The sequence below is a fragment of the Larkinella bovis genome, assembly GCF_042655385.1.
GTDB classification, from domain to species: domain Bacteria; phylum Bacteroidota; class Bacteroidia; order Cytophagales; family Spirosomataceae; genus Larkinella; species Larkinella bovis.
On the sequence record NZ_JBHSMA010000015.1, the window covers coordinates 62,422 to 85,428 of the forward strand.

General features: G+C 53.7%; 14 protein-coding genes. All 14 read left to right on the plus strand.

Annotation, left to right across the window (positions count from 1 at the left end; genetic code table 11):
* The first annotated feature begins 16 nt into the window (after positions 1–16).
* The 14 genes from ACFPMF_RS25660 (at position 17) to ACFPMF_RS25725 (ending at position 22,925) form a co-directional block, all read left to right on the plus strand.
* Complete coding sequence (locus ACFPMF_RS25660) at positions 17–3,445, plus strand: SusC/RagA family TonB-linked outer membrane protein (protein ID WP_379850558.1); 3,429 nt, start codon at positions 17–19, stop codon at positions 3,443–3,445.
* A 93-nt stretch (positions 3,446–3,538) separates the two neighbouring features.
* A complete protein-coding gene (locus tag ACFPMF_RS25665) occupies positions 3,539–5,056 on the plus strand; it encodes a RagB/SusD family nutrient uptake outer membrane protein (protein ID WP_379850561.1) in 1,518 nt (505 codons plus the stop codon).
* A gap of 227 nt (positions 5,057–5,283) precedes the next feature.
* A complete protein-coding gene (locus ACFPMF_RS25670) occupies positions 5,284–5,922 on the plus strand; it encodes a GntR family transcriptional regulator (RefSeq protein ID WP_379850563.1) in 639 nt (212 codons plus the stop codon).
* A gap of 527 nt (positions 5,923–6,449) precedes the next feature.
* Positions 6,450–9,626 (plus strand): SusC/RagA family TonB-linked outer membrane protein, encoded by a 3,177-nt coding sequence (locus ACFPMF_RS25675; RefSeq protein WP_379850565.1) that lies wholly within the window; start codon positions 6,450–6,452, stop codon positions 9,624–9,626.
* A 25-nt stretch (positions 9,627–9,651) separates the two neighbouring features.
* Complete coding sequence (locus ACFPMF_RS25680; protein WP_379850567.1) at positions 9,652–11,430, plus strand: RagB/SusD family nutrient uptake outer membrane protein; 1,779 nt, start codon at positions 9,652–9,654, stop codon at positions 11,428–11,430.
* A 129-nt stretch (positions 11,431–11,559) separates the two neighbouring features.
* Positions 11,560–12,855, plus strand: a complete 1,296-nt coding sequence (locus ACFPMF_RS25685) for a Gfo/Idh/MocA family protein (RefSeq protein WP_379850569.1) — start codon at positions 11,560–11,562, stop codon at positions 12,853–12,855.
* A 47-nt stretch (positions 12,856–12,902) separates the two neighbouring features.
* Positions 12,903–14,129, plus strand: a complete 1,227-nt coding sequence (locus ACFPMF_RS25690; RefSeq protein ID WP_379850571.1) for a Gfo/Idh/MocA family protein — start codon at positions 12,903–12,905, stop codon at positions 14,127–14,129.
* Between the two features lie 137 nt (positions 14,130–14,266).
* Positions 14,267–15,619 (plus strand): aspartate aminotransferase family protein, encoded by a 1,353-nt coding sequence (locus tag ACFPMF_RS25695; RefSeq protein WP_379850573.1) that lies wholly within the window; start codon positions 14,267–14,269, stop codon positions 15,617–15,619.
* Positions 15,620–15,637: 18 nt separating this feature from the next.
* Positions 15,638–16,816, plus strand: a complete 1,179-nt coding sequence (gene dgoD, locus ACFPMF_RS25700) for a galactonate dehydratase (RefSeq protein ID WP_379850575.1) — start codon at positions 15,638–15,640, stop codon at positions 16,814–16,816.
* A 4-nt stretch (positions 16,817–16,820) separates the two neighbouring features.
* The gene (locus ACFPMF_RS25705) at positions 16,821–17,615 is read left to right on the plus strand and encodes an SDR family NAD(P)-dependent oxidoreductase (protein WP_379850577.1); all 795 of its coding nucleotides are present in this window, start codon (positions 16,821–16,823) and stop codon (positions 17,613–17,615) included.
* An 11-nt stretch (positions 17,616–17,626) separates the two neighbouring features.
* Positions 17,627–18,457 (plus strand): phytanoyl-CoA dioxygenase family protein, encoded by an 831-nt coding sequence (locus ACFPMF_RS25710; protein WP_379850579.1) that lies wholly within the window; start codon positions 17,627–17,629, stop codon positions 18,455–18,457.
* A 20-nt stretch (positions 18,458–18,477) separates the two neighbouring features.
* Positions 18,478–19,893 (plus strand): sugar porter family MFS transporter, encoded by a 1,416-nt coding sequence (locus ACFPMF_RS25715; RefSeq protein WP_379850582.1) that lies wholly within the window; start codon positions 18,478–18,480, stop codon positions 19,891–19,893.
* A gap of 85 nt (positions 19,894–19,978) precedes the next feature.
* Entirely contained in the window at positions 19,979–21,379 is a 1,401-nt protein-coding gene (locus ACFPMF_RS25720; protein WP_379850584.1) for a neutral/alkaline non-lysosomal ceramidase N-terminal domain-containing protein, read from the plus strand.
* A complete protein-coding gene (locus ACFPMF_RS25725) occupies positions 21,360–22,925 on the plus strand; it encodes an SLC5 family protein (RefSeq protein ID WP_379850586.1) in 1,566 nt (521 codons plus the stop codon). Before ACFPMF_RS25720 ends, ACFPMF_RS25725 begins: the two co-directional genes overlap by 20 nt.
* Positions 22,926–23,007: the final 82 nt, after the last annotated feature.

Genomic DNA, 23,007 nt, shown 5'->3' on the forward strand with positions numbered 1-23,007 from the left:
TTTTCTAAAACGTACCATGAGCAAACATTTTTACGCCCCACCAGGCGGCCGATTTGCACCGTTCCGGTTGACGCTCGTCCAACTGTTATTGGTGGTTGTTCTGTCCTCGGCCTCCTTCGCCGGTCATCGGCCTGGCCAGGATGAACTGAGCCGAAAAGTCGTTCTGAAAGTTGAAAACGTGAGCTTGCGGGAAGCTTTACTGCAAATTGAACGCAAGACGAACATTAAATTTGTGTACAGTAGCCGGATCGTTCAGGAGCAGCGCGTGACGTTCCAGACCCAGGGGGGGCGGCTGGCCGAGGTGCTGGATAAACTGCTGATGCCGCTGGGGATTTCGTACGAACTGGTTGATAACCAGATTGTCTTGTCCCGCAAGGAAGGGGTGGCAACGGGCATGGTTGCTCCGGCGGCCGAAGAAACCGCATCGGCGACTCAAGCCCAGGCCGTGGTTTTTACGGTGAAAGGGGTAGTGAAAGAAGCCAATGGCACGGGATTGCCGGGGGTGAACGTCGTTGAAAAAGGCACCAGCCGCGGGACCAACACGGACGCCAATGGGGCTTTTCAACTGGACGTAACGGACGGCAACGCCACGCTGGTGTTCAGTTCGATCGGGTACATGAAGCAGGAAGTACCGGTTAATAACCGCAGCACCCTGACCGTGAACATGGAAACCGACAACCGCAACCTTGACGAAGTGGTGGTCATCGGGTACGGTACGGTGCGGAAAAGCGACCTGACCGGTTCGGTGGCGGCTCTGAAAGGCGAAAAGCTGCTGGATCGGCAGGCTCCCAACATTGCCCAGTCGTTACAGGGCCGGATTCCGGGGGTGGATGTGATGGTGAACTCCTCGGCCCCGGGCTATCAACCCCGCGTCCGGATTCGGGGGATCGGTTCGATCAACTCGAGCCTGGAACCGCTGTATGTGGTCGACGGAATTATCGGCGTGAGTAATGCCAACCTGCTGAACCCCAATGATATCGAGTCGCTGGAGGTGCTGAAAGATGCGTCGGCCACGGCCATCTACGGGGCGCGGGGTGCCAACGGGGTGATTATCATCACGACCAAGCGCGGCAAATCCGGGCAGTCGCAGGTGTCGTACGACGTCTGGGGATCGGTCATTACACCGGCCCGCTACCTCGGTACGCTGAATTCGGATGAGTTCATGTTTGTCTACAACAAGGCGTTCGACAATGCGGCCAAGTACGATCCGGCCGGTTTTGCCAGTGGGAAGTTTGTGCGCAACGACCCCAAAAATTTCCCGAACCTGTTCGATGCCAGCGGCAAACCGCTGTATAACACGGACTGGGAGCGGGAAGTCTACAAACCAACCGGCGCGCAGAACCACGAATTTGCAGTGCGGGGAGGCAGCGAAAAAACCTCGTACAGCCTGGGTCTGGGCTATACCGATCAGGGCGGTTTGATGCTGAACTCCTGGTTCAAGCGGTATTCGGCCAAGTTTACGCTGGATAATGAAGTCAATAAATGGCTGAAGATTGGCGGAAGTATGTTCCTGACCAAAACCACCCAGCGCGAAGTGGACGATGCGTCCGGCGGTTTGAACGTGCCCCGGATGGTGATGGAAGCCCTGCCGATTCTGCCGATTCAGTACCCCGACGGAAGCTGGGGCCGGAACAAGGACTGGCCCGGTATGGAAGGGGGTGAAAACCCGGTTCGGATTGCCAACCAACGGATGCGGATTAACCCCAAAACCCAATTGCTGGGACAGATTTATTCGTTGCTGACCTTCACGCCGGAACTCACGCTGCGGACCAACTTCAGCTATGAACTGAAATACGAGAAAAACAACTTCTATTCGGGGCGTGACCTGAATGCATTGTCGGCCGACCAGAAAGGGGTGTCGGATATCTGGTCGAATACCGAATATTACTGGCAGTTCGAGAATTACCTGAACTGGAACAAAACCATCGGTACCGATCATACGATTTCGGCGCTGGCGGGGCTGTCGTGGCAGAAACGGAACTGGGAGCAGTATCTGGCGGGCGCGCAGAACTTCATTGATGACTTCTGGGGCTATCACAACCTCAACGTGGGAACCACCCTGGTGAAACCGACTTCATCCGACCAGCAGTGGACGCTCAACTCGTATTTTGCCCGTCTGAACTACAACTTCAAGGACAAATACCTGGTCACGTTCACCGGCCGCTACGATGGGGCTTCCAAGTTCGGGGCTAACAACAAATACGCCTTCTTCCCGTCGGCGGCCGTTGCCTGGAACGTGAGCCAGGAGGAATTTCTGAAGTCGGCGTCGTGGCTGTCGAACCTGAAACTGCGGGCCAGCTACGGGAAAACCGGGAACCAGGAAATCGGTCAGTATGCATCGCAGCAATTCCTCGGCACAGGCGACGTGCTGCTGAACGGTGCCCGCCGGACCGGTATCTGGCGGAGTTCGTTCGGGAACCCGGATTTGCGCTGGGAATACACCAACCAGCTGGACGTGGGGGCCGACATCGGTTTGCTCAATAACCGCATCGACCTGACGGTGGATTACTACCACAAAGTCACGAAAGATCTGTTGCTGAACGCACCCATTCCCTGGTCGACCGGTTTGAGCACGGTGACGCAGAACATCGGTTCGGTGGAAAACAAAGGGATTGAAATCGGGATCAATACCCGCAACATCAGCACGAACAACTTCACCTGGTCGACCAACATCGCGTTCTCGTCGAACAAGAACAAGATTCTGAAGCTGGGGGCCAACGGCGACGATATTTTTCCCGGCCCGAACTTCCTGGGGAACACCAACATTCTGCGGATCGGCTACCCAATCGGTACAATCTGGGGCTATAAACGCCTGGGCGTGTTTGGGACCGACGAAGCGGATCTGGCGGCTAAATACAACAAACGGCCGGGTGACCTGAAATGGGCCGATCTGAACAACGACGGTAAAATTGACGCGCAGGACGAAACCATCATCGGCCGTTCGTACCCGAAATGGACCCTGAACGTGGGCAACTCCTTCCAGTTTGGCAAGTTCGACCTATCGTTCGACATCCGGTTTGTAATGGGAGTGAATACGGTGAACGCGACGAAACACTCGGTGGAAGACCGGCAGGCCATCGCCAGCAGCGCCCGGACGGTGCTGGGTGCCTGGACGCCCGAAAACCAGAACAGCATGATTGCCGAAATCCGCCACTACAACGCCGGTTATTCGACCCACATGGACGACTGGTGGATGGAAGATGGGTCGTTCATTCGGGGCCAGAACGTGGTGCTGGGCTATTCGCTGCCGACCAAGTTTGGCAAGGTGAACTTCCAGCGGTTGCGGGTGTATGCCAGCGCCCAGAACTTCTTCCTGGTCGACAAATACTCGGGCTACGACCCGGAAGCCCTGACCGGTTTTGGCGGTCAACTGGTGGCCAACATGGAGTTCTTCCAGTATCCGCGCCCCCGCACGTTTAACCTGGGTCTGAATGTAACGTTCTAAGTTTAAGGTTTGAGGTTTAAAGTTTAACGTATACCGGTTTTTCCTCGAACGTTAGATGGCAAGCCTTAAACGAAGAAAATCAAATCTTCAATCATGAAAAAACACTTGATTTTACCCATACTGGCGGCCGGTTTGACACTCACGTCCTGCGAGGACTTCCTGAAGGAAAACCCGACCGGTTCGCTGACCACTTCTTCGTCCGTATCCAGCCCGGAAATTGCCCGTGCGTTTGCGGATGGAGCCTACTCGGCCATTACCACCTGGAACAATGGTGGGGGCGGCTGGGGCGGCAACAACGCGTCGCTGCTCGAATACATGACCGGCAAAGCCGACGGCAATTCGCAGACGGAAGCCTTCAAGTTTTACAACCTGGAATATACGGCCAATGCGTTTTACATCGACAACTGGTGGTCGGGTATGTATTCCGGGATTGCCCGCGCGAACCTCGCCATTCAGAAACTGAATGAGTTCACCACGCTCCCGGCGGCTACCAAGGCCAACATGCTGGCCGAGGTGAAAACCCTGCGAGCCCTGTATTATTTCCAACTGGTGCGGATGTACGGTGATGTACCCAAACTGACATCGCTGGTAACGGAACTGGGTCAGGTGACTACCCCGCGTTCGCCGGTGAAGGAGATTTACGACGAAATCATTATCCCGGACCTGCTGGAAGCCGAGAAGTCGACGCTGCCCTGGCGCGAAACCGGAGGCCAGATTTCGATGGGGGCGGTGAAGGCCATTCTGGCGGATGTATACCTGACCTATGCCGGTTTTCCGGTCAAAGCCGGTACCCCGGCGTATGCGGAGTCGGCCAAACGCTCGAAAGAATTGCTGGATAACGGCACGTACACGCTCTTCCCGGAGTATACGGACATGATCAATCCGGCTAACCGCAACCAGAAGGAATTCATTTTGCAGGTTCAGCACGAGAAAGACATCCGCAACAACGGGATGACGCCCGTTACGCTGCCGACGCTGCGCGGGATTGCCCAGTATTCGGATGAGTACGGCGGTTTGATCCCGCGTAAGGAGTTTGTGGAAAGCTACGAAAAGGGCGACAAGCGCGTGGAAGAGAAACAGTTCTACTACACGTTCTACAAAGGCCACCCGACGGATTATCCGCTGGGCGACCCGCGCCGGGACCGGCTGGATCTGGGCGGATACTACATCTATAAGTATTTCGACAAGCAGGCCATCGACAACGACGCCAAAGCCAACATCAACTTCACGATTTATCGGCTGGCCGATGTCATGCTGATGTACGCCGAAGCTTCCAACCGGGCCGAAGGAAAACCGAATGCGCAGGCCATGAAAGCGCTCAACGACATCCGGGCGCGGGCGAATCTGGCACCGGTGACCACCACCAACGTCGATCAATTCGAACAGGCGGTTTGGGCTGAGCGGTATTTTGAACTGGCGTACGAGGACAAGATGTGGTTCGATATGCTCCGGACCCGCAAGGTGCGCAACGATATCACCAAACAATGGGATGATTTTGTCGGCCACAAGACGGTTTACGGCAAAACCTTTACGGCCAATCAGTTGCTGTTCCCGATTCCGTTGCGCGAGATCAACAACAACCGCAACCTGGTGCAGAATCCCGGGTTCTGATTTTTCCGCAGTAATGAGTTAAAAGACCTGTTAGGCTTTCAAAGTCTAACAGGTCTTTTTTTGTAGCCATAATGCCGAACCAGCGCGGTTTTCTGGAGAGCACTCAAAAAGTGAAATGAAACCGGTGCGGTAACTTCTTTGCTGCACTCAAACTTATTGACTATTTTTACTAGGAAATCATTTTTTGTTTACTTTTACTTCTATTGATTGTTTACAAAAGTATTGAGATGAAAGAAGATTCGCTGGCCAATAAAGCCTATACAGAGCTACGGAAAAAGATATTGTCTAACCAGGTGGTGTCCGGAACCCGACTAAAAGAAGACGTTTGGGCGACCCGACTGGATGTAAACCGTATGGCTATTCGGGAAGCACTTACCCGATTACTGGGCGAACAGCTGGTGGAACTGGGTGAAAAAGGCGGTTTTTTTGTCAAGTCGCTGGTGGCTGCCGATATTCAGCAAATTCGGGAATTGCGGGAAATTCTGGAACTCGGTGCGTTGCGGCTTGCCATCCAGAAAATTGACAACGAGCACATTGAAGAACTGGAGCGCATCTGCGACGATTTCACCTCCATGATTCAGCGGGGTTATTTCGGTGGCGCGTGCGAAGCCGACGTTAAATTTCACGAAACCCTGATTGCCAGTGCCAATAACGAAAAGCTCGCTGCGCTGTACCAGTCGGGTAATATTCCTCTTTTCCATCAGAAATTAGGCCAGTCGCAGACCCACATGGATGACTACGAGCAGACGGATATGGAGCATCGCCAAATCCTGAAAGCCCTTAAGGAGAAAAACCTTCGACTCGCCGAAGAAACGCTTACCCGGCATCTCATCCGGGGCGAAGTTGCCTCGCTCGACCTGGATTAACACTTCCCTTTCCGCATCTTTCTCTCTTCTTCTCTTTCGCTCCGGATGGCCGTTTCGCCGTTTGCGTAAGCAGCTGTTTGAAAAAGGTTTTATCACTCCGGATTCTCTTGGGACTCTTCCCGGTTTTTATAGGTCCACTTCCTTTCCTGCTGAGAATTTGAATTTCCGATGCGGTCTTTCCTTTCATCGAGCCTGAAAAAAATATGTTACATTTTTTTGTTTACAAAAATGTTATATATTTGTAGTCATAATTTATACTTGTTAATCCGGGCCATCAGTCAGGCTCATCTTACCGATTTCAATTTAAAACCTCTTTCTATCCATTACTCGGACGAAGAGAGCCATTTGGAAGCCAGTCTTCAGACAAATCAGTACCTATTTCTTTCTGATTTGTTTACTATTTTCTTTTCAAAGTAAGATTGTGTACGTGTCGGTTTTGCCCCAAGGAAACCGAAGAGTCAGTCCGCTGAAGTCGAATTACTGATTAGTAATCAATACGCGTAATCAACCTCAAACCTTATTCATATATGAAAAGAAGAAAGTTTTACCAGATAGGGTCCTGTCTGATACTGTTCCTGGCTTTTTTCCTCATCCCAGCCGGGCAACTGGCTGCGCAGATCGCCCGGGAAGTCAAGGGAACCGTTTTGGATAACCTGAGCCAGATGCCACTTCCGGGCGTCAACGTGGTGATCAAAGGCACCAGTCGGGGAACCGCCACGGGATCAAACGGTGAGTTTTCTATCAATGCTGCGCCGAATGAGGTGTTGATTTTTTCGTTTATCGGGTACGTTAGCAAGGAAGTGCCCGTCAATTCACAAACGGTTATTAATGTTGAGCTAGGGGCTGATATCCAGTCGCTTAATGAGGTGGTTGTGACAGGCTATTCCAGCCAGCGCAAAAAAGATATTACCGGTTCGGTGGCGATTGTCGATATGAAAGGCGTCAAATCGTTTCCGGCGGGTTCGGCCGTGCAGGCGCTTCAGGGGCAGGCGTCTGGGGTTAATGTCATCAGTTCCGGTGTTCCGGGGGCTGGCAGCAACATTTTCGTGCGGGGCGTCACTTCGTTTGGGAATACGCAGCCGCTAGTGCTGGTAGACGGTATTCAGGCCGATCTGAACAACATCAGTGCGGATGATATTGAGTCGATTCAGGTGCTGAAAGATGCCGGAGCGGCTGCAATTTACGGGGTTCGGGGTTCGAACGGGGTGTTGATTGTAACCACTAAGAAAGGAAAATCCGGTAAACCGACCATCACCTACGACGGCTATTTCGGAATGCAGATGCCGTTGCCCGGCAACCCGTTTGACCTGCTGAATTCCGAAGATTTCATGAAAGTGGTGAAAATTGCCACCCCTAATAACGTGCTATTTGCGAACGGAATGCCGGATTTTCTGTATGCCGGGCCGGGAGTGGCCGGAGTCGCCAAGGCCGGTGATCCCGCCGTTGACCCCGCCAAATACAGTTATGATCCCATCAATACGGCTAACAATTACCTCATTCAGCAAGTCAACAAAACCGGTACCGACTGGTTCCACGAACTCTTTAAACCGGCTCCCATGACCAGTCACAACCTGACGGCCAGCGGAGGAACGGAGAAGTCCAATTACCTGCTGTCGCTGGGGTATATCAACCAGCAGGGAACGTTGATCGAGACGTACATGAAACGGTATTCGGCACGGATCAATACGGCGTATAAAGTGGGCAAGAACATTCGGATTGGCGAAAATGCCAACGTGTTTTACCGCGATGCGCCCGGTTTTGGTAATCAGGCCGAGTTTGGTACCCTGTCGGCCGTGTACAAAATGATGCCGATTATCCCGGTTTACGATATCAAGGGTAACTACGGAGGCACGTTTGCCGGTCCGGGCCTGGGCAGTAACCAGAACCCTGTTGCCATGCAGAAACGGATGATAAACAACCGGAGTAATTCCTGGAATATCGTGGGAAATGCGTACGCAGAAGTTGATTTTCTAAAGAAATTCACGGCCCGGACCAGCTTCGGTGCGACGATCGATAACAACTACGCCCAGAGTTTCAACTTCACTCAGTACGAAAACAAACAGGGTAACAGTAGCCCCAACTCGTATTCGGAAAGTGCTAGTTACAACAGCACGCTGATGTGGACGAATACCCTCCGGTACGCGAACCAGTTTGGTAAGCATTCGGTCGAAGCGCTGGTGGGTTCCGAAGCCATTAAAAGTTCGGGTAGGGGCCTGGCCGGAGGCTCGCAACGATTCTTCGCGACCGATTATAGCTACCTGATTCTGGGGAATGGAACTACCGGGGTTACCAACTCCAGCAATGGTTATATCAATAGTTTATACTCCTTGTTTGGTCGGGTCGATTATACCTTCAGCGACAAATACCTGCTGGGTGCCACCATTCGCCGTGATGGTTCGTCGCGGTTTGGGAGCCAGAAACGGTACGGGGTGTTTCCGTCGGTTTCGGTGGGCTGGCGAGTTTCCAACGAGGGCTTCATGAAAGATGTCAGCTGGCTCAGCGATCTGAAAATCCGGGGGAGCTACGGTATTCTGGGTTCGCAGAATAACGTCGCACCCGAAAATGCCTTCAATTTATACGGTGGTGGTTACGGCACGGCCTACTACGATATTGCCGGTACGAGCAACACGGTTCAGCAGGGTTTCACCCAGACCCGGATCGGGAATCCCAATGCGGGATGGGAAGAAAACGTGGTCACCAACGTTGGGTTTGATGCATCGGTCCTGAATAGCAAACTGGATATTTCGGTCGAATATTACAAGAAGTCCATCAACGGACTGCTGTTTACGCAGCCTTTGCCTGCCACAGTGGGCGGTGCCACCGCACCCGTGGTCAACATCGGTGACATCCAGAACAAAGGGGTCGATGCGTCGATTACCTACCGCGGAACCATCGGCACCGACCTCCAGTTTTCGGTGGGTGCCAACCTCACGACGTATAAGAACCTGGTGGTTGATATTCCGAATCCCGGTTATTTTGAAACGTCAAGTTTGCAGGGAATGGGGAATCTGGTCCGGAATCAGGAGGGGCAGGCCGTCAGTTCCTTCTTTGGCTATGACGTACTCGGACTTTTCAATTCAGCGGCTGAAGTGGCCGAATCTCCGGCCCAGAGTGGGGCCGCACCGGGTCGTTTTAAATACCGGGATGTCAACGGTGACGGCGTGATTACCCCGGATGACCGGACGTTTTTGGGGAGTCCGAACCCTGATTTTACGTACGGCATCAACCTTGGGTTCAACTACAAGGGGTTTGACCTTTCAACGATTTTCTACGGCTCTCAGGGCAACGAAATTGCCAATACCATCCGTTCGTATACCCACTTTTATGCGGGCTATGTGGGCAATAAGAGTAATGTGCTGTTAAACGCCTGGACGCCGGAAAATACGAATACCACCGTCCCGGTTATTGAAACCGGCGCGTCATTGAGCACCTCCGGCGCGCTGAATTCCTACTTCATCGAAAACGGCTCGTATCTCCGCATGCGGTCGCTGATGCTGGGGTATAATCTGAAATCGGCTCTTCTTCAGCGGGTTGGTTTCGGTAAGTTGCGGGTCTACGCGCAGGCGGCTAACCTCTTTACGATCACCAAATACACCGGTCTGGATCCGGAGTTAGGCGGCAGCAGTTCGGCGTTCGGCGTTGATTTTGGTAATTATCCAAACAACCAGCGCAATTTCCTTTTTGGTGTCAATCTTTCCTTTTAAAGCTATTCCCGTCAACCTTGAGATCATGAAACGAATTGTTTTAAAACCGATTTTAGCAGCGTGCCTGGCCGTTCTGGGTTCGGTGACGGCCTGTAAAGAAGATTTTCTGGAGAAAACCCCCATTGGCTCCATCAACGCCAGCACGCTGGCGACGCGAACCGGGATCAAAGGCGTGCTGATTGGAGCGTATTCGCTGCTCGATGGCGTTGGTGCCACGGGCGGGAGCTTCTGGAGCAGTCCGTCGGTATTGTCAAGTATGGCGTCGAGTGATGCGCACGTCGGCACCGAACCCAACGGTCTGCTGGCGTCGTATGAAGCCTATACCCACGATCCGACCAGTTCGTCGACCAACGAGCGCTGGCAGTTTCTGTTTGCCGCTGTGCAGCGGGCCAACGATGTGCTGCGGCTGTTGCCGCAGGTGAAGGAGCTAACCGCCGACGAAGTCTTGCAGATCAAGGCTGAGGCCATTTTTCTGCGGGGTGTTTACCACCTGGAAGCGGCTAAAATGTGGCGTAATATTCCGTTTCTGGACGAATCAGTTACGTACGATGCGGGCAACTACAACGTCACGAACACCGAACCGGCCTGGCCGAAAATCGAAGCCGACTTTAAGTTTGCCGCCGATAATCTGACACCGACCAAGGCTGAGGTTGGACGCGCCAACAAATGGGCTGCTAAGGCATTTCTGGCGAAAACGTACATGTTCCAGCAAAAATTTACCGAAGCCAAACCCTTGCTGGCCGAAATCATTGCTAGTGGGATAACCTCCAACGGCAAGAAATACGCCCTGGCCGAGCAGTATAATGACAACTTCAGAACCGACAAAAAACACGGCCCGGAAGCGGTTTTTACCGTTCAGATGTCGGTCTATGATGGTGCTAATGGGAACAACGGCAATGCCGCAGACATGTATAACGGGCCGTACGGTGGTCCGCCCTCCTGTTGCTACGGCTGGCTGCAACCTTCCTTCGATTTGGTGAATTCCTACCAGACCGATGCGAATGGGTTACCGATGATCGATACCTATAATAACAACCTCGTGACCAATGATCAGGGCCTCCAGTCGTCGGCGCCGTTTACGCCCTACGCCGGTAACCTGGACCCCCGGCTGGACTGGAACGTGGGTCGGCGGGGCATTCCGTACCTGGACTGGGGCATTCACCCGGGCATGGCCTGGATTCGGCAGCAAAACACGGGGGGGCCCTACAGCGTCATTAAAAATATTGCGTGGCAGGCCCGGATTGCGACTGATCGCGAAAACGCGAGTACCAACAATCCGTACAACATGATCCGGTTTGCCGATGTGCTGCTCTGGGCCGCTGAGGTAGAAGTAGAGATTGGAAGCCTGGCCCAGGCCGAAACCTATGTCAACCAGATTCGGGCCCGGGCGGCTAATCCGGCAGGGTTCGTGAAAAAATACATCGATAACGCTGCGCCCCTGAAAGGCTTCACCAACGAACCGGCGGCCAATTACAAAGTTGGGCTGTATACGGGCCAGTTCGCACAGAAAGGGAAGGATTTCGCCCGCGAAGCCGTTCGGTTTGAACGAAAACTCGAACTGGCGCTCGAACACCACCGGTTTTTTGACCTGCAACGCTACGACAACGGAACAGGATACATGGCGACCTATTTGAACAAGTATTTGAAGCATGAAGCCGCCGTTCCGAAGTATTTCAACCAGGATTACATGAAGGGGGCCTTTTTCACGAAGGGGAAAAACGAGATTTATCCGATTCCGCAGGCTCAGATCGATTTGAGTATGAAAGAGGGCAAACCGACTCTTAAGCAAAACCCCGGTTATTGAAATGGTGTATGAGTTAGGGTTTGAGGGTATTAGCCTTATTTTGAAAATCAAGGAATTGATGCCATAAACTGTAAACCATAAATCCTAAACCATAGACTTTAAACGAAAACTTTCCTGACTAATTCCACCATGATTGACCCCAAAAACAACCTTTCTATTTCGTCTGCCGATGTGGGCGGGGCGACCCCGAACGACAAAGAAACCGGTTTTTTCAACCGCCGTTCGTTTCTGTCTTCGCTGGGACTCGGTGTAACGGCTTTGAGTGTTTTGCCGGGCTGCTCAACCAGCAAACAATCCGCACCGTCCACGGCCAGTAAACCGACCATTCAGGGATTTGAGAAAACCGCAGAAGCCGCTAATGCCAAAAAATGGGTGCCGGTTTCCGATCGCAAGATTCGCGTCGGGATCATCGGCTACGGACTCTGTAAATTCGGGGCCGAGTTTGGTTTTCAGAAGCATCCCAATGTCGAGGTGGTGGCCGTGAGCGATTTATTCCCCGACCGCTGTGCGCAGCTGGCCAAAGCGTGTGGCTGCAATAAAACGTACCCGTCGCTCGAAGAACTGGTCAAAGACGATACCATCGAAGCGGTGTTTATTGCGACTGATGCGCCAAGTCATGCCAAACACGCCATTCTGGCTTTGAAGCACGGAAAGCACGTGGCCTCGGCGGTTCCGGCCGCTTTTGAATCGCTCGAAGAAGCCGATCAATTGTACGAAGCCGTGAAAACCAGCGGTAAAAAGTACATGATGTTCGAAACGTCCTGTTTCCACGAAGATCTGTACGCCATGCGCCAGATTTACAACGCGGGCGGTTTGGGTAAACTCGTGTATTCGGAGGGCGAATATTACCACTACATGGACGACCCGCTGCCTTCGTACAAGGAGTGGCGCGTCGGTTTGCCACCCCAGTTTTATCCAACGCATTCCAATGCGTATTACGTGGGCGTCACGGGGGGCAGCTTTACGGAAGTTTCCTGTCTCGGCATACCGAGTATCATCAAGCAAATGCAACCCGGTAATAACCGGTATAACAACATCTTTGGCTCCGAAATCGCGATGTTCCGCACCAGCGAAGGCGGTACGTCGCGGATGGCCGTGAGTTGGGATACGCCCGGCGACCACGGCGAACGGGGGCGGATTCGTGGACAGAAAGGCTCGTTCTACGGAAAATACGAAGGGTTGGAGAAAAATCTGCCCGACCTGACGCGCCCGGCCCTGCCGCCCGGCGTCGATTCGGGTGGGCACGGTGGTTCCCATGGACGGCTGACCGACGAATTCATTACGGCCATTCTGCAGGACCGTCACCCGCTGGTCAACATCGCGGTGGCCCTGAACATGACGGTTTCGGGCATCGTGGCGCATCACTCGGCGGTGAAAAACGGCGAAACGCTGAAAATTCCCCAGTACAAACTCTGGAATGTGTAAGGCTGATTTGACTTCTAAACCTGAATTTCTGATTTAGTCTCAGCAGTATGAATAACAAAGAAACGAAGCATTCACTTAACCGTCGTCAGTTTTTGAATATCGCCGGAACATCGGCAGCCGCGCTGTCGGTGTCCTCCCGGTTCGCGTTTGCGGGTAATTTTTCGGCGGATCGAAAAGTACGGATCGGCATCGTCGGCGGGCGGTTTGGCCTCGGTTTTTATTTCCACGAACATCCCAACTGCATCGTCGAAGCCGTCAGTGATCTGCGGGCCGATCGCCGGAATGCGTTGATGAAAACGTACAAGTGTTCGAAAAGCTACGAGTCGCTGGATAAGCTGTTGCAAGACCCCAAAGTAGAAGCGGTTTTTCTGGCAACGCCCGCACCCGATCATGCCAACCACGTGCTGGCGAGTCTGAAAGCCGGTAAACACGTGCTGTGTGCGGTTCCGGCGGCCATGACGCTCGACGAGTGCGCCAAACTAAAAGAGGCCGTCAAAAAAAGTGGGCTAACCTACATGATGGCCGAAACCAGCACGTTCATGCAGACGACGATTTCTGTTCGAAAGCTCTACCAGGAGGGTGCTTTTGGGGCATTGTTCAGTGCAGCCGCCGAGTACAATCACCCTGGTCTGGAAGTACTCTATTTTGAAGATGGCAAACCCACCTGGCGACACGGTTTGCCGCCCATGCTGTACCCAACGCATTGCACCGCTTTCCTGATTTCCGTGACGGGCGAACGCCTGACGAGCGTTAGTGGGGTCGGCTGGGGCGACGACAGCCCGGTTTTGAAAGGCAATCCCTACAAAAATCCGTTCTGGAACGAAACCGCTTTTTTTCAGACCAATAAGAATACACCGTTTCGGGTGGAAGTGAACTGGCGGGGTGCATTGCGAAATGTGGAACGGGGCGAATGGCGGGGCGAGAAAATGAGCTTTTTTATGCCGCAGTCCGAACCGGGCGAATCGACGGTTGTCCGCATGGATAGCAAAGAAGGATTGGATCACGGCGGTTTTCGGGTAGCCAAAAACGTCGTGGAAACCTACAAGCAGCCCTTGTGGTGGGAAACCGATATGCTGCCCGCTCCGCTCCGGCACAACAGCGGGCACGGCGGGTCGCATACGTTCATCACGCACGAATTTATCGATGCGCTTGTCAATAACCGCCAGCCACTGGTGAATATCCACGAAGCCCTGGCTTACACCGCTCCCGGTATTGTGGCCCATCAATCGGCCCTGAAAGACGGTGAATATTTGAAAATTCCGAGTTTCGATTAGAAGGGGAACCGGTTTTCGGTATACGGATACAGTGTACGGTGAGCGGCCACGTTCAGGAACGCTTGCGTCAGCCCACCGTAAACCATATACCGAAAATTGTAAACAAAACAGATCATCTTTATCAACCTGAATTAACAATGAATAAGTGGCCGAAATCGCAGGAAATCCTCAAAACCAACGAACAATGGATACCCGGAGGGGTGGTGTCGCTCAATCGCAAGTCGGACCCGAATATCTGTTTTACAAAGGGAGCCGGTAGTCGCGTGTGGGACATTGAAGGGAACGAATACATTGATTACCAGGCTGGTTTTGCGGCCACTTTTCTGGGGCACAACGATCCGGATATCAACGAAGCCGTTCGGCAGTCTTTGAATGGGGAAACCGTTCTGATGGGCGCCGGGCCGACGGATCTGGAGGGGCAGTTTGCCGAGTTGTTCTGTCGGCACGTGCCTTCGGTGGAAAGCCTTCAGATCACGTCGACGGGTTCGGAGGCCACCTACCACGCCATGCGGATTGCCCGGGCGGTAACGGGGCGCGATCATGTCATTGTGATGCAGGGCGGTTATAATGGCTGGCATAACGATGTGGCCTGCAACGTCATCAGTAGTTTGAGCGATGTGGGACCGCGCGTCAGCCCCGGCGAATACCCGTTCGATGCGCTTTCGGCCGGTATTCCCGATGTGCATAAATCACTGGTCCACATCATTAATTATAACGATCTGGAATCGGTAGAGTACGTACTGAAACGGTATCCGGTAGCCTGCCTGATTCTCGAACCCATTCTGCAGAATATCGGCATCGTCAAACCGAAACCGGGGTATCTGGAGGGTTTGCGGCAACTGGCCGATGAACACGGTTTTCTGTTGATCTTTGACGAGGTAAAAACCGGTTTTCGGCACGCTATCGGCGGTTTCCAGAGTCTCAGTGGCATACAACCTGATTTAAGCACATTCGGTAAAGCCGTTGCCAATGGCTACCCCCTGGGCGTCATTGGTGGGAAAAAGCAGTACATGGATTATTTTGTGCACCCCGACCGCGACAAGCGGGTTCTGATTGCGGGGACTTACAACGCCTTTCCGCTCACGACGGTGGCCGCCATTGCCACCCTGCAAAAACTGGCCTCGCCGGAACACCGGGTTTACGAACACGTCAACCAACTGGGGCAACGACTGGAAGACGGCCTGAATACGATTTTTGCCGCAACCGGACGGCCGTATTACCTGGCCCGGCAGGGTTCGGCCTATTGCCTGTATTTCATGGATCACGCGCCGGTCGATTTCCACGATATTGCCGAACACCATGATTTTGCGCTCGATAAACTGTACCGCGTCAAACTGATCGAAAAGGGCATTTTTAATTTTCCGCTTCCGATCAAACAGGGCAGCATTTCGTTCGCCCACAGCGTGCAGGACATTGACGAAACCCTGGAAAAAACCGAGGAGGTTGTACAACACCTGTTTAAACCGACGCTATCCAACCAAATTGCCTGATTAACTGTACGGAACCTGATGAAGATTACGGCGATTGAAACCCAGGTTTGCCATGCCCGCATGCGAAACTGGATTTTTGTAAAAGTGATTACCGACCAGCCCGGTTTGTGGGGTTGGGGCGAAGCCACGCTCGAATGGCACACCCGCGCGGTGGTCGGTGCGATTGAGGATATTTCCCAGCTGCTGATCGGTGAAGACCCCCGGCGGATTGAGCATCTCTGGCAGATGATGTACCGGCAGCATTTCTGGCACGGCAACGGCATTGTGCGCGGAACGGCCATCAGCGGCATTGATATTGCGCTTTGGGATATTCTCGGTAAAATTCACGGTGTGCCCTGCCACGAACTGTGGGGCGGCCGGGTGCGTGACTACATTCGTTTGTACTGCCATCTGGGGGGCGGTAAAATGGAAGATTTTTACCAGACCAAACCCGACGACGCCAGGCGTTTTGGCGAACTGGCCCAGCAGGCCGTAGCCGATGGTTTTACGGCTTTCAAGTCGATGGCTGTTCCGGAAACCATGCCGCTGGAAGGTTTACAGCCCATTCATTACGCCGAAGCCTGCGTGAGAGCCATGCGCGAGGCCGTTGGCGACAGCATAGATATCATGGTCGATTGCCACGCCCGTCCGTCTCCGCGCATGGGCATGCAGTTTGCCAAAGCCCTCGAACCCTACGGTTTGTATTTCTTTGAAGAACCGTGCTGGCCCGAAACTCTGGACGATATTGCCCTGATTCAACGGGCGGTGAAAACCCCCATCGCCAGCGGAGAACGGCTGGTTGGGATTCACGCTTTCCGTGAAATGCTGGAAAAACGGGCCGTTAGCGTTATCCAACCTGATATTACACATTGCGGAGGACTCAGCGAAGTGCGCCGGATTGCCGCGTTGGCCGAAGCCTACCGCGTCGCCGTGGCCCCGCACAATCCGCAGGGGCCGGTCAGCACCGCGGCTTCCATCGAATTTGGTTTTGCAACACCTTCCTACGCCATTTGCGAGAGCGTACACAGCGATGTTCCCTGGCGCGTCGATGTGGTCAGCGAAGGATTCACAGTTCAGGAAAAAGGCCGCATTGTGTATCCGAACCAGCGCCCGGGGCTTGGCATTGAAATCAACGAAGAAGAAGTCAGAAAATACCCGTTCCAGCAGGAAGTACTCCAGCGAACCTTTTACAAAGACGGCAGCGTCGGCGACTGGTAATACGATGGCTGGAACAGAAAATGGACGGACCGTGGACAAACTATTTGCAAAAAGAACCGTCCTGATCAGTGGCGGACTGGGCGATATTGGGCGGGCGACGGCGCGGGAATTTGCCCGGCAGGGAGCCGCCATTGCGCTTGGTGATATCAGTCCGGCCAGTCGGGCGGAGGCTTTCCTCGATGAATTGAGCCGGTTTTCGGTAGCCACTCATTACAGTCAGGTTGATGTGACGGATGCCCAAGCTGTCCGGGCCTGGGTGCAGACGGTGGAAGAAAACCTGGGCGTGGCCGATATTATCATCGCCAATGCTGCGACGGTTACACCCAAACGAATTCACGAAATAAGCCCGGATGAATGGTCGGCCGAGATCCGGGTTAATCTGGACGGCGCCTTCTTTCTGACGCAGCGTGCCACGGCCCGTTTGCTGGCTCATCAGCTACCGGGGTGGGTGGTGTTTGTCGGGAGTTGGGCCGCCCACGCGGTTCACCCGCATATTCCGGCTTATAGCGTAGCCAAAGCCGGACTCCGCATGCTGTGTCAGTGTCTGGCGCTGGAGCTGGCTCCGCACCAGATTCTGGTCAATGAAATTGCGCCCGGTTACGTCAATGCGGGCTTGAGCGCCCGATTTTGGGAAAAAGAACCGGCCCTGGCCGATCAGGCACGGGAACAGGTGCCAATTAAAAAACTGATCAGTGCGGAAGCCGTGGCCCGGCAGGTGGTCCAGCTTTGCCACCCCGACAACGAACACATGACCGGTAGTACGCTACTCATGGATGGAGGACTTTCCTTACTCACTTAACCGATACAAACATGGCCTTTACACTCACTGATGAACAGGTTGGCTCCTTTCGGGAGAACGGTTATTTAATCATTCGCCGGTTTTTAGAACCGGAAGAAGTTGCGAAGCTCCACCGGGTTGCGCTGGCCGACGAAGCGATTCGGAAAAACAGTTTTGATCTGAACGATCAGGCCGGGAAGAAAACGAAACTGGCGCTCTGGTTTACCCCCGGGCAAGACGTGTACGGTTTGCTGACCCGCAGCGAACGTATGGTTGATTCGGTGCATAAACTGCTGGATGGCAACGCGCCGGTTTGTCACTTTCATTCCAAGCTGATGCAGAAGGAACCGCGGGTGGGCGGGGCCTGGGAGTGGCACCAGGATTACGGCTACTGGTACAAGAACGGCTATTTATTTCCCGATCAGATGATTTCCGTAATGGTGGCCATTACGGAGGCCACCAAGGAAAACGGCTGTTTGCAGGTTATCAAAAAGTCGCACAAAATGGGCCGGGTCGAACACGGTTTTGCCGGTGAACAGGTGGGGGCTTCGATGCAGTACGTCGAGTTTGCCCTGAAAACGATGGAACTGGTGTACGTTGAATTAAAACCGGGCGATCTGCTCTTTTTCCACAGCAACATTCTGCACCGCTCGGAAGCCAATCTGTCTGATTCACCCCGCTGGTCGCTCATTTCGGCCTATAACCGCCAGTCCAATCCGCCGTACATTACCGATACGCCGTCCAGCATTACCCCCTTGCAAACCGTACCGGACGAAGCCCTGTTCCTGCACGACGAAGCCGGAGGCATTCTGGAAGGAAATACGGATTTCCTGAGCGTTGAGGACGCCAAAGCCAAAAGTTAATCTAGTTAACGGATACAGCTATGGCGTTGGTTATCGCAGCAACCGAATCTCCGACTTCCGGCGAGTTTCTGTACAACAAGGCGTATATCTACCGGATCAATACCGTAGCCGCTTTGGGGGGAATTTTGTTCGGTTTCGACACGGCCATTATTTCGGGCACCATCCATTTTTTTAGCCAGCATTTTCGGCTCAATGACCTGCAAACCGGCTGGGCGGTTGGGTGTATTAGTTTGGGGGCAGCCCTGGGGGCGCTGGTTTCGGGGCGGCTCAGCGATCGGTATGGCCGGAAGAAAATGTTGTTGTTCAGCGCACTTCTGTTTGCCGTAACTGGCGTCGGTACTGGCTGGGCCAATACGTTTCCGCTGTTCGTAACGTTCCGGATGCTGAGCGGAGTCGCCATTGGTTGTGCTGCGCTGGTTTGCCCCATTTACGTGGCCGAAATGGCCCCGGCTTTCCTCCGCGGGCGACTGGTTTCTTTCTACCAACTGGCCGTTACCCTCGGCGTTTTGATGGCGTATCTGGCGAATTACGGACTGCTGGACACGGGCGATGACAATTGGCGGTGGATGTTTTCGTCGCAGTCCGTGCCAGCGCTGCTCTTCTTTTTTGGGCTGTTTTTTGTCTCCGAAAGCCCGCGCTGGTTGATTAGCCGGCAGCAGGAAACCGACGCGCGGCAGGTACTGGCGCGAATCGGGGGACGGGCCTACGCCGAGGCCGAAAGCAAAGCCATTCGCGCCAGCTTTTCGACCGCGATCAAAGACGGTTGGCGGTTTTTATTCCGCAAGGAGGTGTTCCACATTGTCCTGATCGGGATTGTGATAGCCTTTTCGTCCCAACTGGGCGGGCCGCTGGTGGCTTACGCACCCGAAATTTTCAAACAGGTTGGCGTTGCCGAAGATTCGGCTTTTCTGCAATCGGTGATTCTGGGGCTAATTCTGTGTGTGTTCACGTTTGTGGCCATTGCGACCATCGACAAAGCGGGCCGGAAACGATTGTTGCTGTCCGGATCGGCTTTGCTGGCGGTCGACATTCTGGCGTTGGCGCTGACGTTTTATTTCCAGCTTTCGGGCTATTGGGCCCTGCTGTTTATTCTGGTATTTATTGCCGGATATGCCGCCACGATTGGCCCGGTAACCTGGGTGGTTCTGTCCGAAATTTTCCCGAACCGGATTCGGGGTAGTGCGATGGCACTGGCAACCTTGTCGTTGTGGGTTGCCAATTTTCTCGTCATCGGTTCGTTTCCGGTCCTGAAATCGCAATTTGGTATGCCGCTGACGTTTGGTCTATATGCGGTTTTGCTCCTGCTGTATTTCATTTTTATTGCCCTCACCGTTCCCGAAACCAAAGGTAAATCCCTGGAAGAAATCGAACGGCTGTTAACCAAAAAAACAAGTAGTGTATGGCCTATCGGACAAGAGAAAAAAGCGAATGGATAAACGAATAACCGATTAAAAGTCAGTGCCGTATTCTTGTTTCTTTTCTCTTTTGTCTGAAGGTCTTCTGTATAAATCCTAAGCTCATATGAAACCGCAACCGTATCCCGATTATAAACAGCCTTCCTTCGCCGGAATAATCGGTGTAGCACAGGAAGATATTACGCCACCCATTGGCATTTATGCCCGCAACTGGGGGGCCGCCACGCACGAAGCCGCTGAAGGTATTCACCGGCCGCTGGTGCTCACCTGCGTGACGTTTCAAACCGCCGACAACGAAAAACCGCTGGTGTTGATTGGGGCCGATCTGGGTTGGTGGCGCAGTGCCGACGACGAACGGTTTTTGCGGCACAGTATCCTGGAAGCCTTATCGCTGGAACCGTCACAACTGATGTTCTGCCTGTCGCACACCCACGCCGGGCCGAGCCTGAGCCGGGATGATGCCACCAAAACCGGTGGGCACCTGGTGGAACCGTATCTCCGGTTGTTGCAGGAACGCTCGATTCGGGCGATTCAGACGGCCCTGGCAGCCGCCGAACCGGCCACATTGACCTGGAATTACGGAAAATGCAATCTGGCCAGTAACCGGGATTTGCCAGATGTCGATCAGGATCGTTTCGTCTGCGGCTGGAACCCGGAAAAAAGCGCCGACGATACCCTGCTTGTCGGACAACTCGTCAATGAGTCAGGGCGAACGCTGGGGACGCTAGTCAATTATGCCTGCCACCCGACAACGCTGGCCTGGCAAAACCGGCTGATTTCGCCGGACTACATTGGGGCGATGCGCGAGGTGGTTGAAAAGGCCACTGAAGCGCCAACCTTATTCCTGCTCGGTGCGTGCGGGGAGCTGGCCCCGCGGGAGCAATATGTTGGCGATGTTCGGATTCCGGATGCCTACGGACGTCAGTTGGGATATGCCGTATTGTCGACGCTGGAAGCGATTTTGCCGCCCCAAAACCGGCTTGCGTTCGAGGGCGTTGTCGAATCCGGTGCGCCCCTGGCTATCTGGAAAAAACAGCCGTACGAGCCTTCAACGGCCCTTTCGGTCGAACTGATTGAGGTGGAACTTCCGCTAAAACCGTTGCCGTCGCTGGCCGAGATTGAGAAACAATGGGCCGACTGTGATGACAACGTCCTGAAAGAACGGCTCTGGCGGAAACGGGGCATTCGGAAAACTGTCGGCGACGGCAATACGACCCAAATGCCGCTCTGGATATGGCGACTCGGCGACTCGGTGCTGGTCGGTCAGCCCAACGAAGCCTATTCCGAATTCCAGCAAAAACTGCGGCAACACCTGGCACCCAATGCCGTTGCCGTCATGAATATCGTGAATGGCTCGACCGGGTACCTGCCGCCCGAAAACTTATACGATCACGATATTTACACCGTCTGGCAATCCCCTTTTGAAAAAGGCTCCCTGGAATTGCTGACCGAAACCGCTCTCCGTCTTACCCGTTCACTTTTCCAGCATGAATCTATCCACGCTTGACCTCGTTATTTTTGGTGTTTACATTCTGGGCGTTATTGCGCTGGGTTTATACGCATCCCGAAAGGGAAAGCAAACGAAACGGGATTATTTTCTGGCGGGCGACAAGCTCCCGTGGTGGATGATCGGCGGCAGCATCATTGCCTCCAACATCAGCAGTCACCACCTGGTTGGGGCGATGGGAGTCGCCTACAGCCGGGGCTTTGTCGCGATTGCGATGGAATGGGGCGCAATTCTGATCGGTTTTAACGCGCTGCTCTGGATTTTTCTGCCGTTTTATATCCGCAATGGGTTTTACACGATTCCCGAATTTCTGCAAAAGCGATTCGGCGCTGCGGCCCGGAGTACATACGCCGTGCTGATTCTGTTGACGTATGTTTTCGTGGAAATTAGCGCGGTTTTGTACCTCGGGGCCCTTTCGCTACATTCCCTGCTCGGAGTTCCGGTGGTGACCAGTGTGTTGGTCCTGGCGATTTTTACGGGGATTTATACCATTGCGGGCGGTTTGCGGGCTGTCATCTGGACCGAAATGCTGCAACTCATCATTCTGGTGCTGGGCGGTTTGGCGCTTACCATCGCGACGGTCAATGCGGCTGGCGGTATTTCCGCCGTGGCCGAAACCTCCAAAGACTGGGACCTGATTCTACCCGCCAATGATCCGGATTTTCCGTGGACCATGTACCTCGGGGGCACGCTCTGCATCAGTATTTTCTACTGCGCGACCAACCAGTTTATTGTGCAGCGGGTGCTGGCTGCCAAAAATGAGTGGCACGCGCGGATGGGCGTGGTCTTTGGTGATTACCTGAAGTTTCTGATTCCGGTAATTATTACGGTTCCGGCGCTGGTGGCTCCCAAATTGTTCCCGGCGTTGGAAAAACCGGATTTGCTCTTTCCGACGCTGGTGGAAAATCTACTGCCGGCAGGGTTGGTGGGGCTGGTGATGGCGGGTCTGATTGCCGCCGTGATGTCGCACCTGTCGGGGGCCATTAACTCCTGTACGACCATTCTGACGGTCGATGTCTACCTGACCTACTTTAATAAAGAAGCCTCGGAGCACCAGGCCGTGCGGTTTGGCCGACTCGCCGGGGTGGTCATTATTGTTGTTGGGATTTTGTGTACCGGTCTGTTTATTACCCAATCCGACAAGCCGGTTTTTCTGTACCTGATGAATGCCTACGGGTTGTTTACGCCCGGTATTGCGGTCATGTTTCTGCTCGGGATTCTCTGGAAACGGACCACCCACGCGGGGGCGCTGACGGCTGGTATTCTGACGATTCCGCTTTCCATTGCGCTGGAGTTTGTGTTTCCGAACATGCCGTTTTTCAACCGGACCGGCATTGTGTTCTGGACCTGTATGCTGCTGTGCGTGCTGGTGAGTCTGGTTACCAAACCGAAACCTGAAGCCGAACTCGTGGGGCTGATCTGGAACCGGGACAGCCTGTCGCTCTTACCGGCCGAACGCGAGCAGCAACGCGGTTTGCGAAATCCTTTTATCTGGTGGGCGATTGTTACCGCGATGGTTCTGTATTTTTACATCCGGTATGCTTAGAAGCGGTTTTCAGTTTACGATTTGTAGTTTATAGTTTTCGGTGGGCGGTTGCCTATCCGGTTGAACGCGTCAGCCACCGTAA